Here is a 14,856-nt window from a genome sequence, read left to right as displayed (position 1 = left end):
ATCCGAGCGTGCCCCGCCGCCATGCGGCGGGTGGTGACCCCGTCGGGTCGACGGCACGGCACGCCCCACCCACCCGACCCGGGGCACGTCACGCCCGCCGGCCCGTGCCTCGCACGCGCCTGCGGGATGGCGGCCCACCGTCCTATCAGACCACGAGCATGTCGGGCGTGACGGCCGCTTCGGTATCCGGGATGCCCAGGTCACGGGCCCGTTTGTCGGCGAGCGCCAGCAGCCGGCGGATCCGGCCGGCGATCGCGTCCTTGGTCAACGGCGGGTCGGCCAGCGCCCCCAACTCCTCCAGCGACGCCTGCCGGTGCTCCAACCGCAGCTGACCGGCCGAGGTGAGATGGTTCGGGGCGTCGTCGGCGAGGATCTCCAGCGCCCGGGTGACCCGGGCGGCGGCGGCCACCGCGGCCCGCGCCGAGCGGCGCAGGTTGGCGTCGTCGAAGTTCGCCAGCCGGTTGGCGGTGGCCCGCACCTCGCGGCGGACCCGACGCTCCTCCCAGGCCAGCACGCTGGAGTGCGCGCCGATCCGGGTGAGCAGCGCGGCGATCGCGTCACCGTCCTTGACCACCACCCGGTCCACCCCGCGCACCTCCCGGTTCTTGGCGGTGATGCCGATCCGACGGGCCGCGCCGACCAGGGCCAACGCCGACTCCGGGCCGGGGCAGGTGATCTCCAGCGCGCTGGAGCGGCCCGGCTCGGTCAACGAGCCGTGCGCCATGAACGCGCCCCGCCAGGCCGACACCGCGCAGCACACGTTCGCCGCCACCACGTGTGGCGGCAGGCCACGCACCGGGCGGCCCCGGACGTCGAGCAGGCCGGTCTGCCGGGCCAGCGCCTCGCCGTCCTTGACCACCCGGACGATGAAGTGGCTGCCCTTGCGCAGCCCACCCGAGGCGAGCACGTGGATCTCGCTGGGATAGCCGTACACCTCGGCGATCTCCCGGCGCAGCCGACGGGCCACCGCCCCGGTGTCCAGCTCGGCCTCCACCACCACCCGACCGGAGACGATGTGCAGCCCACCGGCGAACCGCAGCAGCGCGGCCATCTCCGCCCGCCGGCAGCAGGGCTTGGGCACGTCGACCCGGCTCAGCTCGTCCTTGACCGCAGCCGTCATCGCCATTGTGCGCCCCCTCACGGACCGGTACCGGCGTGTCGCCGGTGATTACGTACGTGCTTAACGATCGGCGCCCAGGACAGGCACCAGTGCCGCAGCCAGGGCGGCCGGATCGTGGCGGGGTGTGCCGTCGTCGACGGCGACCGGGGCGAGGACCAACCGGGCACCAAGCGATTCTGCCGCACGCCCGACCGGTTCGGGATCACCCACCGCCTTGGAGTCGGCCACCACGTAGTCCACGGTGAGCTGCGGGAGGTACCAGCGCAGGGCCGCCAGGTGGTCGGCCACCGACAGACCCAGGGTCTCCTGCTCGGCCGCCAGGTTGAGGGTGACCAGCCGCCGGGCCGGGCTGGTCACGATCGCCTCGGCCAGCCCCGGCACCAGCAGGTGCGGCAGGACGCTGGTGTACCAGCTCCCCGGACCGAAGATCAACCAGTCCGCCCCGCCGACCGCGGCCACCGCCTCCGCGCAGGCCACCGGGGCGTCCGGGGTGATCCGCAGCGCCTCCACCGTGCCCGTGGTCACCGCCACCTGGTGCTGGCCACGCACGGTGCGCACCTCGTCGGGGCGGGTCGGGTCCACCCCGCGAACCTGGGCCTCGATGTCCACCGGTTCGGCGGACATCGGCAGCACCCGGCCGACCGCGCCGAGCATCGCCCCGGCGTGCGCGAGCGCGGCCACCGGGTCGCCGAGCTGCTCCATCAGGCCGCAGAGCACCAGGTTGCCCACCGCGTGACCGGCCAGCCCGTCGCGGGGGTCGCCGGCGAACCGGTGCTGGAACAGCCCGGCGCTGCGGCGGGTGGCCGGATGGTCGCCGGCCAGCGCCACCAGGGCCTGCCGCAGGTCCCCCGGGGGCAGGCCGCCCCGCTCGGCGCGCAGCCGGCCGCTGGAGCCGCCGTCGTCGCCGACGGTGACCACGGCGGTGATGTCCAGTTCGAGTTCCCCGGCGCAGTGCCGCAGTGCCCGCAGCGAGGCGGACAGACCGTGCCCCCCGCCGAAGGCGACCACCGACATCGCCGTCATTCCCGCCCCAGGTCCCGGTGCTGCGCGTTGGCGGCCAATCCCGACTGGCGCAGCCGCTCGGCCAACTCCTCGGCGATCGCCACACTGCGGTGCTTGCCGCCGGTGCAGCCGACGGCGACCGTCAGGTACCGCTTGCCCTCGCGTTCGAAGCCGGCGGTGGTGGCGTTGACCAGGTCGGCGTACGAGGCGACGAAGGCGTCCGCGCCCTCCTGGCCGAGCACGTACGCGCTGACCGCCGCCTCCCGCCCGGTGTGCTCCCGCAGCTCGGGCACCCAGTACGGGTTCGGCAGGAACCGGGCGTCGAGCACGAAATCGGCGTCCGGCGGCAGGCCGTACTTGAAGCCGAAGGAGAGCACGGTGAGCCGCAGCCGACGGGCGTCCTCCCCGCCGAACAGCTCCTCGACCCGGCGACGGAGCTGGTTGACGTTGAGGTGGCTGGTGTCGATGATCACATCGGCCTGGTCCCGGGCCTCCTCCAGCAGCTCCCGCTCGACGGCGATCCCGTCGGCCAGTCGCCCCTCGCCCTGCAACGGGTGCGAGCGGCGGACGCTCTCGAACCGCCTGATCAGCACCTCGTCGTCGGCGTCGACGAAGACCACCCGGGGCGAGAAACCGCGTTCCTTGAGCTCCCGGATCGCCCCGGCCAGGTCGGTGGAGAAGGCCCGCGACCGCACGTCCAGCACCATCGCGGTACGCCGGGCCGCCCCGCCGGCCTTCATCGCCAGCTCGGCCATGTCCAGCATCAGCGCCTGCGGCAGGTTGTCCACCACGTAGTAGCCGACGTTCTCCAGGGCGCGGGCGACGGTGCTACGGCCACCGCCGGACAGGCCGGTGACCACCACCAGCGTGGTGTCCGACTCCGCCGTGCCGCCCTCGACGTACCCGCCGGTTGTCCGCGCCTCGACCATCCCACCGCTCCCGCTTCGTGGCGGCGGGCCCCGGAGGGCCGCGTACCGCACAGGGTCAGTCGACGACTCTATCCCGGCGGGCGGCGTCGATCCCGGCATGCCCGGCGGCGGGTTGCCGGCGGGGTCGGCCCGGCGTTCGACAGGCGTCCGGAGCATCGCCTGGCGCAGAGCGGTATGCCTGTCCGTCATATTTATGACGGACAGGCATACCGCTCGACGGGAGAAGTGCCGGCACCTCCGCACCGCGCCGGTCGCGGCCCGATCGCCCTAGTTGCCGTCCGGTTCGGTGGCGGTGAGGGGCGCGGGCTGGCCGGCCTGCGCCCGTAGCGCGCCCTCCCATACCGGGTCCGTGGCCGCCCACTCGGCGACCAGCGCCGCCAGCCGGCGAGCGGGCAGACCACGCGCGAGTACGGTCAGCTCCGCGACCCGGGGGTCGACCGCCGGATCCGCCTGCGGGGTGGCCGTCGACGACCACGCGAGGCCGTCGGCCAGGGCGGCGGCGGTGAGGGCCACCGCGGGCGCACACAGGTCGGTTTCGGTGGTGCAGTCACACTCGGCGGTGAAGCCGTCCGCCGTGACCCCCACCCAGACCTCGTACGGCGGCCGACCCACCTCGTGGACCAACCCGGATGCTCCGCCGCCGACCGGGACGACCTCCGCCGGTTGGCCGGAGGCCGTCAGCCTGTCCGCCGCTGCGCAGACCTCGACCCCGGCCGCGTCCCGGAGTGCGTCGATATCGATGCGTACCGCCATCCGGCCATCCAACCGCACGGCGTCGGGGCCCTCGACAGCAGGTCGGCGACCCTACGGGGTCAACCGCGCAGGCGGTGCCGCAGGCCACCGAGGAACGACGACCAGGCGTCCCGGCCGAAGTGGAGCACCGGCCCGCCCTGGTCCTTGGAGTCCCGCACCGCCAGCCCACCGGACACCTCAGCCACCTCGACACAGTTCGAACCGCTCGCGCTGCTCCGGCTACTCCTCCGCCACCCGGTCGCGTGAAGATCCGCAGCGGTCATTGGTCAGGCCCCTCTGTCCGAGTCAGTATTCGTCGGCCACCCGGGCCAGGAAACCGGCCGACTCGTCAGGGCCGAGCGCCTTGGCCATGAGGTGGTCGAACATGAGTCTATATCGGGCGACGTGCCGATCCTCCTCCAGAAGCAGCGTGCTGGAGTCGTTGTCGAGATAGACGACCGTGGGGTCCAGGGCTGGATCGGCATACCCGAGAAGGGTGAAGGGGCCACCCATCGCTGCGTGCGCACCAGCGGCAAAGGGCAGGATCTGGATCTCGACGGTGGGCAGCTCACACGCCTCGATCAGTCGAGCGAGTTGCGCTCGCATCACCACTGGACCGCCCACGACGCGACGGATGGCCGCCTCGTCGAGGACCATCCACAGTCTCGGCGGCATGTCTCGGGAGAGCAGTACCTTGCGGCCCAGGCGGGCTGCCACCCGTCGGTCGATCTCATCCTGGTCGGCGGTGCTGCGTCCGGCCCGCACGATCGCCCGGACGTACTCCTCCGTCTGCAACAGGCCCGGCACGTAGAGGCTCTCGAAGGTGCTGATCGAGGTCGCCTCGGCCTCGAAGCCGACGTAGTCATCCGGCAGCACGTCGCCGTACGCGCTCCACCAGCCCTTCTGGCGTGCCTGCCGGAGCAATCCGGTCAGCGACTCCCGCTCCTGCTCGGAGACCTCGTAGAAGTCGAGCAGGGGCGGGAGATCCTTCGGCATGACCCGGGAGTGCCCGAGCTCGAAACGGATGACCTTGGTGCGGTGCCAGCCCAGGACCTTCGCCACCTCCTCCGCGGTGCGGCCGGTGCGGTCCCGCAGACGACGCAACTCACGCCGCAGGCGACGGGCTCTGATCGTGGGACTCGGCACCTGTGCCATCGCCAGCATCACCTCCACCATGAGTAGTCGATTCTTGTCTGCGGGTGACGCAAAATCAACCACCTGTTCAGAAAAATGTGATGTTGCATTTTTGGTTGCAAGACCTCAATCTGGAGTGGCTACTACGGAGAGGAACGCCCTGGTGACCGAGAATCAACCGACGCAGGGGAAACCGGCCGAATTCCAGGATGACCTGGCCGCCATCCTCGACGGGGCCGACGTGTCCGAGCGGGTCCGGGCCGCCATCGCCCATGCACTGACCACGCCGGACGCCGTCACCTCGTACGACAACTCGTTGGTCGGTCGGTATGCGACCGAGCGCGAGCGGCAGGCGGGCCGCAACAGACCGCCCAGCTCGGCCTACCGGCTTCCCCGCCGGTGGACGCTGCACCTGACCTACCGCGCGGTCGACCTGCGGGAGGCCCGGGAGCAGGCGGTCGTCTACACCGAGGGGCTCACCATCCTGCGCCCCGAGCTGCCGGCGAGCGCCGCGCTGCTGTCCCGGGCGGACGGCTGGAACCACGTCGAGCCGGTGTTCTGCGGCCGGACCGGCCCCGACAACGAGGTCTGCATGGACATCACCGGCCATCCCGGCTTCCACAGCGCCGCCGGCATCGGCGGCCTCTGCTGGGGTGACGGGGACAGCTCCGGGTGACGGCCCGCCGTGCCGGACACCCGCCGGCTCCGGCGGGGGCACCGCCGAGGACGTGGGGTGCCGTGGGAAGCGGTGCGGGTCGGGGCGGGGCCGGGGGCGTCGTGGACGGCGGTGTCGGGGCCGGCTCGTAGACTCTCCGGATGGCCTCCCCCACCGAGCTGCGTGCCTCCGACGCCCTCGACGTGCTCCGCCGGGTCTTCGGCTACGACGCCTTCCGGGGCTTCCAGCAGGAGGTCATCGACCACGTGGTGGCCGGCGGGGACGCCCTGGTGCTGATGCCCACAGGTGGCGGCAAGTCGCTGTGCTACCAGGTCCCGGCCCTGGTCCGTGACGGTGTCGCGGTGGTCGTCTCCCCGCTGATCGCCCTCATGCAGGACCAGGTCGACGCGTTGACGGCGGTCGGCGTCCGCGCCGGCTTCCTCAACTCGACGCAGGACTACGCGGCCCGGCGCGCGGTCGAGCAGGCGTTCGTCGCCGGCGAGCTGGACCTGCTCTACCTCGCCCCGGAGGCGCTGGGCACCCGGGGAGTGCAGCAGTTGCTCGACCGGGGCCGGATCGGTCTGTTCGCCATCGACGAGGCGCACTGCGTGTCCCAGTGGGGGCACGACTTCCGCCCCGACTACCTGGCCCTGTCGATGCTGCACGAACGGTGGCCGGCGGTGCCCCGGATCGCGTTGACCGCGACCGCCACCAGCGCCACCCGGGCCGAGATCGCCACCCGGCTCCAGCTCACCGAGGCGAAGCACTTCGTGGCGAGCTTCGACCGGCCCAACATCCAGTACCGGATCGTGCCCAAGAAGGAACCGCGCAAGCAGCTGCTGGCCCTGCTGCGCGACGAGCACCCGGGCGATGCCGGCATCGTCTATTGCCTGTCCCGCGCCTCGGTGGACAAGACCGCCGAGTTCCTGGTCGCCAACGGGATCGCCGCACTGCCCTACCATGCCGGCCTGGACGCGGGCACCCGCGCCGCCAACCAGCAGCGGTTCCTGCGTGAGGACGGCCTGGTCATGGTCGCCACGATCGCCTTCGGGATGGGCATCGACAAGCCGGACGTCCGGTTCGTGGCCCACCTCGACCTGCCCAAGTCGGTGGAGGGCTACTACCAGGAGACCGGCCGGGCCGGCCGGGACGGGCTGCCGTCGACCGCCTGGCTCGCCTACGGCCTGCAGGACGTGGTGCAGCAGCGCAAGATGATCGAGACGTCGGACGGCGACCTGGCCCACCGGCGCAACCTCGCCACCCACCTCGACGCCATGCTGGCGCTCTGCGAGACGGTCCGCTGCCGCCGGGTGCAACTGCTCGAATACTTCGGCCAGCCCGGCACCGGCGACTGCGGCAACTGCGACACCTGCCTGACCCCGCCGGAGACCTGGGACGGCACGGTGGCCGCGCAGAAGCTGCTGTCCACCGTCTACCGGCTCGACCGGGAACGCAACCAGCGCTTCGGTGCCGGGCACTGCGTCGACATCCTGCTCGGCAAGCAGAACGACAAGATCAGCCAGTACGGCCACGACGCGCTGAGCACCTTCGGCATCGGCACCGAGCTGCGCGAGGCGGAGTGGCGCGGGGTGGTGCGGCAGCTGCTCGCCGAGGGGCTGTTGGCGGTCGAGGGCGACTACGGCACGCTGGCGCTCACCGAGGCCAGCACGGAGGTGCTGGGGCGCCGCCGCACCGTGACCATGCGCCGGGAGCCGGAGAAGGTCGCCTCGGCCCGGTCGGCGAAGCCACGTGGCGCGGCCACCGTGGTCGCCGAGCTGTCCCCGGCGGCCGGGTCGCTGTTCGAGCGGCTGCGGGCCTGGCGGGGAGCCACCGCCAAGGAACAGGGTGTCCCCGCGTACGTGATCTTCCACGACGCGACGTTGCGGCAGATCGCCACCGACGTCCCCACCTCGCTGGCCGAGCTGTCGAGGATCAGCGGTGTCGGCGAGAACAAGCTCGCCAAGTACGGCGATTCCCTCCTCGCCGTCCTCGCCGACCAGCCCTGACCGCCGTCAGTCGGTCGGGGTGGGGGCGGTGGTCTTCGGGTCACCGTCGAGGGCGGCGAGGATCGCCTCGGCGGTGCGCCGGCCCACCCCGGGCACCTCGACAATCTCCTCGACGGTGGCGGCGGAGAGCCGTTTGAGCGAGCCGAAGTGGTGCAGCAGCGCCTTGCGGCGTACCTCGCCCAGCCCGGGGACGGTGTCCAGGGCCGATTCGGTCATCCGCTTGGAGCGCCGCTGCCGGTGGAACGTGATGGCGAACCGGTGCGCCTCGTCGCGGACGCGTTGCAGCAGGTAGAGCCCCTCGGAGGTGCGCGGCAGGATGACCGGGTAAGCGTCGTCGGGGAGCCAGACCTCCTCCAGCCGCTTGGCCAGCCCGCACAGCGCCACGTCGTCGATGCCCAGCTCGGCCAGGGCCTGGGCCGCCGCCGCCACCTGCGGGGCGCCACCGTCGACCACCACCAGCTGCGGCGGGTAGGCGAACTTACGCGGCCGGCCGGTGGTCGGATCGATGCCGGGGCGGTCGGGATCGGACGCGGTCTCCTCGCCCAGCTCGCCGGTCTCGGCGCGGGCGTCGAGGTAGCGGGCGAAGCGGCGACGCAGCACCTCGGACATCGCCGACAGGTCGTCGGTGGCGCCCCGGACGATGAACCGGCGGTACTCGCTCTTGCGGGGCAGCCCGTCCTCGAAGACGACCATGCTGGCCACCACATCGGTGCCCTGGATCTGGGAGACGTCGAAGCACTCGATGCGCAGCGGCGAGGTACGCATGCCGAGCGCCTCGCTGATCTCGTCGAGCGCCTTGCTGCGGGTGGTCAGGTCACCGGCCCGCTTGAGCTTGTGCCGGGCCAGCGCGTCCTTCGCGTTGCGGCCCACCGTCTCCAGCAGGGTCTTCTTGTCGCCGCGCTGGGGCACCCGCAGCGACACCCGGCTGCCCCGGCGGGCGCTGAGCCAGTCGGCGAGCGCCTCGGCGTCGCCCGGCAGCTCGGGGACGAGCAACTCCCGGGGGACGTCTGCCTCGCCCTGCTCACCGCCGTAGACCTGGGTGCAGAAGTGGTGCACCAGGTCGCCGGTGGTCAGCTCCTCGGTCTTCTCCACCACCCAGCCGCGCTGGCCGCGTACCCGACCGTCGCGGACGTGGAAGACCTGCACGGCGGCTTCGAGGGGGTCGTCGGCGAAGGCGACCACGTCGGCGTCGGTGCCGTCGCCGAGCACCACTGTCTGCTTCTCCATCGCCCGGCGCAGGGCGGCCACGTCGTCGCGCAGCCGGGCCGCCCGCTCGAACTCCAACTGCTCGCTGGCCTCGGTCATCTCGCGTTCGAGGCGACGCACCATGGTGTCGGTGCGGCCGGCCATGAACTCGCAGAAGTTGTCGACGATCGCCCGGTGCGCCTCGGCGGAGACGGTGCCGACGCAGGGCGCGGAGCACTTGCCGATGTAGCCGAGCAGGCAGGGCCGGCCGACCTGCCCGGCCCGCTTGAACACCCCGGCGGAGCAGGTGCGGGCGGGGAAGACCCGCAGCAGCAGGTCGAGCGTCTCGCGGATCGCCCAGGCGTGCGAGTACGGCCCGAAGTACCGCACGCCCTTACGCTTCGCGCCCCGCATGACCTGCAACCGCGGGTATTCCTCGTCGAGGGTCACCGCCAGGTACGGATACGACTTGTCGTCGCGGTACCGGACGTTGAACCGGGGGTCGTACTGCTTGATCCAGGTGTATTCGAGCTGGAGCGCCTCGACCTCGGTGCCGACGGTGACCCAGTCGACCGACTCGGCCGTGGTGACCATCTGCCGGGTGCGCTCGTGCAGCCCCCACGGGTCGGCGAAGTAGGAGTTGAGCCTGCTGCGCAGGCTCTTGGCCTTGCCGACGTAGATCACCCGGCCGGTGCCGTCGCGGAACCGGTAGACCCCGGGGGACTCGGGGATCGTGCCGGTCGCGGGGCGGTAGGTCGAGGGATCAGCCACGGCACCGAGACTATCCGTTGCCCCCGACACTCCAGATCACGCCGAGCTGGTCGACCTCGGTGCCGCTGCGGCCGAAGAAGCCGGCCAGCCGGCCCCCCTCGGGTGCGGTGAAGGTGACCGCCGCCGAGGTGGGCGTACCGGCGGTGAGGGTGCGGCCCTGGTCGGTGCTGAGCCGGGCCGAGAAGATCCTGGTCCGGCCGTCCTTCTGCCCCTGGGTGAGGGTGACCTGGGTGATCCGCTCGCCGGGGGCCAGGGTGAGGCTGCTCTCCGTCCCGCCGGTGCCGCCGTGGCGCAGCTGGCCGCCGTCGGCGAGGTCGACGCCGACGGCGTCGAGCCGGGAGCCGCCGCGCAGGGTGACCCGGGTGACCGCCGGGCCGACCCGGTCGGCGTCGGTGAACGGCGTGCCGTGCGGGCCGCCCCAGGTGTCGCTGGCCCGCAGCGTCGGGTCGAGGGTCCAGTCGAACCAGGCGGCATGCGGGTAGTGGTCGGACAGCGGGCCGCCGGTCGGGGTGAGGAACCGGGCGTGCTCGTTGTGGTAGCGGTTCAGGGTGAGGTCGACCAGCCTGTTGCCCCGGTAGAGGATCTTGTCGACCACCTCGCAGGCGTCGGTCACGTTGGCCTCGTCGCAGACCAGCGCCGGGTCACCGGCGGCCGGCGGCTGGCCGCCCCGCTCCTGCTGCACCCAGACGTCGGTGAGGCCGTTGGCCGCCACCAGGTCGCGGATGTTGTCACCGGTACGGGTGTAGCGGACGTTCAGGTCCCCCATCAGCACCACCGCGTTGCCTGCCGAGTTGGCGGCGACGTACGCGGAGAGCTGGCTGAGGTTGGACCGCCGGGCGGCCAGGTCGGCGTCGGTGGTGCCGGCGTTGGGGTGGGCGTTGTAGAAGTCGACGTAGACGCCCTCGGCGAGCCGGATGCGGCTGGCGGTGAAGCCCTTCGGGGTCAGGCAGTCGGTGCCGTTGCAGGAGTTCCACTTTACCCGAGCGAAGTCGCTGTACGGGTAGTTCGACAGCGTGTTGAGGCCGCTGCCGAACGGCACGCCCCCGCTGGTGGGCGTCCGGTACGGGTGCTGGTCGGTGGCGTACAGGTCGGCGTGGTAGTTGAAGTCCTCCTGGACGTGCACGATGTCGTACCCGCCGAGCCGTTCGCCGATCGGCCTGGTGTTCGTCGCCGGGTCGCCGCTGGAGATGATGTCGGGCAGCCCGGCGACGTTGTAGGTGAGCACGGAGAACGCCCCCGAGGTGGGGGCGGCGACCCCGGCGGGGGCAGGGGCGGGGGCGGCCGAGGCGGCGGCCGGCCCGGACGGGGTGAGCGCGACCGCGAGCAGCGTCGCGGACGCGAGCAGACGGACGACCTTCATCGACGATCCAATCTGGAGCGGAAGGACCGGCGGACGCCGGTCGATGGACGTCTTCCGATATCGACGGACGGAGATTACCATCCGGTAACCGAATGTTATTCACGTAAAGATCCCATCCTCATCGGAGGATCGCCATGCCCCGTCCCCCCACCGTCCGTCGCCTGCTCGCCGGCCTGACCGCCGGCATCAGCGTCGCCGCCCTGCTCACCACGACACCCGCCGCACCCGCCGAGGCCGCCGCGCCACGTGCCGCCTTCACCCCCGAGGACTACTGCCTCGGCGAGTGCGGCGACATCCTGCCGCCCGGCCAGAACGGCAACGCCACACTGGTCGAGGTGCTGGGCAACCAGACCCTCGGCACCCTGCCCCGGCACTCCGCCGACCAGCTCGGCCGCTACGCCGACCTGGTCTACGGCTACGCCGGGCTACGCGAGGAACAGATCGGCTCGTTCTTCAACGACGCCTCCTTCGGCGTCCCGCAGGGGCAGGTCGAACGCGACTACTCGCCCCGCGCCGACGTCCGCATCCTGCGGGACAAGGCGACCGGCGTCCCGCACGTCACCGGCACCACCCGGGGCGGCACCATGTACGGCGCCGGCTACGCCGGAGCCGAGGACCGGCTGTTCACCATGGACCTGCTGCGGCACGTCGGCCGGGGCACCCTCACCTCGTTCGCCGGGGGCGCACCCGGCAACCGGGCCCTGGAGCAGAGCGTCTGGCGCAACTCGCCGTACACCGAGGCGGACCTCCAGGCGCAGGTCGAGGCGCTGCGCACGAAGGGGCCGCGCGGCCAGCAGCTCTACGCCGACGTGCAGGAGTACATCGCCGGCATCAACGCCTACATCGGCGTCTGCATGGGTGCCCGCAACTGCCCCGGCGAGTACGTGCTCACCGGCCACCTGGACGCGGTCACCAACGCCGGTGGCCCGGAGCCGTTCCAGCTCACCGACCTGATCGCCATCGCCGGCGTGGTCGGCGGGCTGTTCGGCGGCGGGGGCGGCACCGAGATGCAGTCCGCGCTGGTCCGTATCGCCGCCCGCGCCAAGTACGGGGCCACCGAGGGCGACAAGGTGTGGACGGCGTTCCGCAACCAGAACGATCCGGAGACCGTGCTGACCCTGCACGACGGGCAGAGCTTCCCGTACGGCGACGCCTCCCCCGACGCGGCGAGCGTGGCGCTGCCCGACGCCGGCTCGGCCCGGGTCGAGCCGATCTTCACCGACCCGACCGGCTCCGCCGGCAGCACCGCCGCCCCGGCCCGCACCACCGGCAACAGCGCGTCCGGTGAGCTGGCCGCCGCGCTGTCCGGGCTGACCATCAGCCCGGCGCACCGGGGCATGTCCAACGCGGCGGTGGTCTCGGCCGCGAACTCGGCCACCGGGCACCCGGTCGCGGTCTTCGGCCCGCAGACCGGCTACTTCTCGCCGCAACTGCTGATGATCCAGGAGTTGCAGGGGCCGGGGATCAGCGCCCGGGGCGCGGCGTTCGCCGGGCTCAACCTCTACGTGCTGCTCGGCCGGGGCCAGGACTACGCGTGGAGCGCCACCTCGTCGATCCACGACATCACCGACACCTACGCGGTGCCGCTGTGCACCACCGACGGCAGCACCCCCACCCTCGCCGCCGACCACTACCTCTACCGGGGCCAGTGCGTGGCGATGGAGGAGCTCGCCCACGTCAACAAGTGGACGCCGACCCTCGCCGACGGCACCGCCAAGGGGTCGTACAAGCTGGTGGCCTGGCGGACGAAGCTCGGCCTGGTGTCGTGGCGGGGCACGGTGGGCGGCAAACCGCACGCGTTCACCCAGCTGCGCTCCACCTACCGGCACGAGGCCGACTCGGCGATCGGCTTCCAGATGTTCAACGACCCGGCCCAGATGGGCTCGGCGGACGCCTTCGTCGCCTCGGCCAACAACGTCGAGTACGCCTTCAACTGGTTCTACGTCAACTCCACCGAGTCGGCGTACTTCAACTCCGGGCTGAACCCGGTGCGGGCCGCCGGGTCCAACCCGAACCTGCCGATGAAGGCCGAGCCGGCCTACGAGTGGCAGGGCTTCGACCCGGCGACGAACACCGCAAGCTACGCCCCGCTGGCCGCCCACCCCCGGTCGGTCAACCAGGACTACTACGTCAGTTGGAACAACAAGCAGGCCAAGGACTTCGGCGGCGCGGACGGCAACTACAGCTTCGGCGCGGTGCACCGGGCCGACCTGCTGGACCGCCCGCTCAAGGCGGGCCTGGTCGCCGGCCGGAAGTACGACCGGGGCTCGCTAACCGCGCTGGTGGAGCAGGCCGGCGTGACCGACCTGCGCGGGGCCGAGGTGCTCGACGAGCTGATCCGGGTGCTGGAGAGCCAGCCCGTCGCCGACGCCGCGCTGGCCACCGAGATCAGCCGGCTCAAGGCGTGGCGGCAGGACGGCGCGCTGCGGGTGGAGACGGCGAAGGGGTCGAAGGTCTACCGGCACGCCGATGCGATCCGCACCTTCGACGCCTGGTGGCCGCTGCTGGTGCGGGGGATGTTCCGCGACCAGCTCGGCCCGGACCTCTACCAGTCGCTGATCAACGCGATCCAGATCAACGAGTCCCCCTCCGGGTACCAGCAGGGCGACAAGTCCAACCTGCCGACCTCGGCCAACGAGGCCCAGGCGCACAAGGGCTCGTCCTTCCAGTACGGCTGGTGGGGTTACGTCGACAAGGACCTGCGCGCGGTGCTCGGCGACCCGGTGCGCGGCGGGCTGGGCCGGGGCTTCTGCGGCGCGGGGAACCTGGCCGGCTGCCGGCAGGTGCTGCTGGACACGTTGCGCACGGCGGCGGCCACCCCGGCGGCCCAGGTGTACCCCGGGGACGCGAGCTGCGCCGCCGGTGACCAGTGGTGCGCGGACGCGATCATCCAGTCGCCGCTGGGTGGGATCAAGCACGCCACCATCGCCTGGCAGAACCGGCCCACCTTCCAGCAGACGGTGTCGTTCCCGTCTCGGCGTGGCGACGACCTGACCAACCTGGCCGCCGGCCGGACGGCGACCGCGTCCGGCAGTGAGCTGTTCTTCGGGGCGGGCAAGGCCGTCGACTCCGACCTCGGCACCCGCTGGGCGAGCAGTTGGGCCGACGACCAGTGGCTCAGCGTCGACCTCGGGTCGGCCCGGCAGGTGGGCCGGGTGACGCTGGCCTGGGAGTCGGCGTACGCCAGGTCGTACCGGATCGAGGTGTCGACCGACGGGTTGAGCTGGCGGACGGTGTGGTCGACCACGGCCGGCGACGGCGGCACCGACGTGGCGGCCTTCCCCACCACGACCGCCCGGTACGTGCGGATGCACGGGGTGACCCGGGCCACCACGTACGGTTACTCGATCTGGGAGATGGCGGTCTACGCGCAGTGACCCCGACCGGCCGGCCCGCAGGACGTCCTGCGGGCCGGCCGGTGTCGGTCAGGCCAGCGTGATCTGGTCGCCGTCGACCTTGAGTTCCTTCGCCGCCAGCGGCTGGGTCGCCGGGCCCTGCTTGACCGCGCCGTCGGTGATGGCGAACTTGCTGTTGTGGCAGGTGCAGTTGATCGTCCCGCCGTCGACGTTCGACACCGGGCAGCCCTGGTGGGTGCAGATCGGGTCGAACCCCTTGAACTCCCCCGCCGTCGGCTGGGTGATCACCACACCCTGCGCGGCGTAGACCTGGCCGCCGCCGACCGGGATGTCACCCGTCCTGGCGATCGCGGCGGCACCCGACCCGCCGGTGGTCGCGGCCGGTCCGCCGGTGGCCGGGGTGGCCGGCTCGTCACCGGAGTCGTCACCGCAGGCGGTCAGGAGGACCGCCGCCCCCACCGCGCCGGCCCCGGCCAGCAGGGCACGTCGGGTCTGCACACCGGGCACGGTCGGCACCTGGTCGTCTGTCATCTCCGGCCTTTCTCTCGACTACTGCCGCCGGTCGTCGACCCGCGCGGCTCACTGGAGCACACGCACCACTGTGCC

12 protein-coding genes are annotated in these 14,856 nt (G+C 72.2%); 3 read left to right on the top strand and 9 right to left on the bottom strand.

Annotated elements, in window-relative coordinates; all coding sequences use genetic code 11:
- Positions 1–145: 145 nt before the first annotated feature.
- From whiA to ACN267_RS02750, 6 genes are all read right to left on the bottom strand, one after another.
- Positions 146–1,126, bottom strand: coding sequence for a DNA-binding protein WhiA (gene whiA / locus ACN267_RS02775; protein ID WP_067304387.1), 981 nt, complete (start codon positions 1,124–1,126; stop codon positions 146–148).
- A 54-nt stretch (positions 1,127–1,180) separates the two neighbouring features.
- Entirely contained in the window at positions 1,181–2,143 is a 963-nt protein-coding gene (locus tag ACN267_RS02770; protein ID WP_281895784.1) for a gluconeogenesis factor YvcK family protein, read from the bottom strand.
- Positions 2,140–3,051 carry an RNase adapter RapZ gene (gene rapZ / locus ACN267_RS02765; RefSeq protein ID WP_204959154.1) on the bottom strand — a complete coding sequence of 304 codons (912 nt, stop codon included), beginning with the start codon at positions 3,049–3,051 and terminating at the stop codon, positions 2,140–2,142. The genes ACN267_RS02770 and rapZ overlap by 4 nt, the downstream gene beginning before the upstream one ends.
- A gap of 267 nt (positions 3,052–3,318) precedes the next feature.
- Positions 3,319–3,804: a hypothetical protein gene (locus ACN267_RS02760; protein ID WP_421487840.1), complete on the bottom strand. Its 486-nt coding sequence runs from the start codon at positions 3,802–3,804 to the stop codon at positions 3,319–3,321.
- Between the two features lie 59 nt (positions 3,805–3,863).
- Positions 3,864–4,067 (bottom strand): DUF397 domain-containing protein, encoded by a 204-nt coding sequence (locus ACN267_RS02755; protein ID WP_281895781.1) that lies wholly within the window; start codon positions 4,065–4,067, stop codon positions 3,864–3,866.
- Between the two features lie 22 nt (positions 4,068–4,089).
- Positions 4,090–4,938 (bottom strand): DUF5753 domain-containing protein, encoded by an 849-nt coding sequence (locus ACN267_RS02750; RefSeq protein ID WP_421490377.1) that lies wholly within the window; start codon positions 4,936–4,938, stop codon positions 4,090–4,092.
- Between the two features lie 142 nt (positions 4,939–5,080).
- Here ACN267_RS02750 and ACN267_RS02745 point away from each other — a divergent pair, with 142 nt between their 5' ends.
- Together ACN267_RS02745 and recQ are read left to right on the top strand one after the other, a co-directional pair.
- Positions 5,081–5,593, top strand: coding sequence for a hypothetical protein (locus ACN267_RS02745; protein ID WP_281895778.1), 513 nt, complete (start codon positions 5,081–5,083; stop codon positions 5,591–5,593).
- A gap of 140 nt (positions 5,594–5,733) precedes the next feature.
- Positions 5,734–7,578, top strand: coding sequence for a DNA helicase RecQ (gene recQ, locus ACN267_RS02740; protein ID WP_281895776.1), 1,845 nt, complete (start codon positions 5,734–5,736; stop codon positions 7,576–7,578).
- Positions 7,579–7,584: 6 nt separating this feature from the next.
- Here the strand turns inward: recQ and uvrC are convergent, their stop codons facing one another.
- Both uvrC and ACN267_RS02730 read right to left on the bottom strand, forming a co-directional pair.
- Positions 7,585–9,534 carry an excinuclease ABC subunit UvrC gene (uvrC, locus tag ACN267_RS02735; RefSeq protein ID WP_421487839.1) on the bottom strand — a complete coding sequence of 650 codons (1,950 nt, stop codon included), beginning with the start codon at positions 9,532–9,534 and terminating at the stop codon, positions 7,585–7,587.
- Between the two features lie 10 nt (positions 9,535–9,544).
- Positions 9,545–10,894 (bottom strand): jacalin-like lectin, encoded by a 1,350-nt coding sequence (locus ACN267_RS02730; RefSeq protein WP_204959159.1) that lies wholly within the window; start codon positions 10,892–10,894, stop codon positions 9,545–9,547.
- Between the two features lie 134 nt (positions 10,895–11,028).
- Here ACN267_RS02730 and ACN267_RS02725 point away from each other — a divergent pair, with 134 nt between their 5' ends.
- Positions 11,029–14,271, top strand: coding sequence for a penicillin acylase family protein (locus tag ACN267_RS02725; protein WP_421487838.1), 3,243 nt, complete (start codon positions 11,029–11,031; stop codon positions 14,269–14,271).
- 48 nt (positions 14,272–14,319) lie between these two features.
- Here ACN267_RS02725 and ACN267_RS02720 read toward each other — a convergent pair whose 3' ends face one another.
- On the bottom strand, positions 14,320–14,781 hold the full coding sequence (locus ACN267_RS02720) for a Rieske (2Fe-2S) protein (protein ID WP_421487837.1): 462 nt from the start codon (positions 14,779–14,781) through the stop codon (positions 14,320–14,322).
- Positions 14,782–14,856 lie beyond the last annotated feature (75 nt).

The sequence above is a fragment of the Micromonospora sp. WMMD734 genome, from assembly GCF_049178975.1.
Classification (GTDB): Bacteria; Actinomycetota; Actinomycetes; order Mycobacteriales; family Micromonosporaceae; genus Micromonospora; species Micromonospora wenchangensis.
Note: the sequence above shows the minus strand (reverse complement) of the source record. Positions and strands in the feature narration are given on the sequence as shown.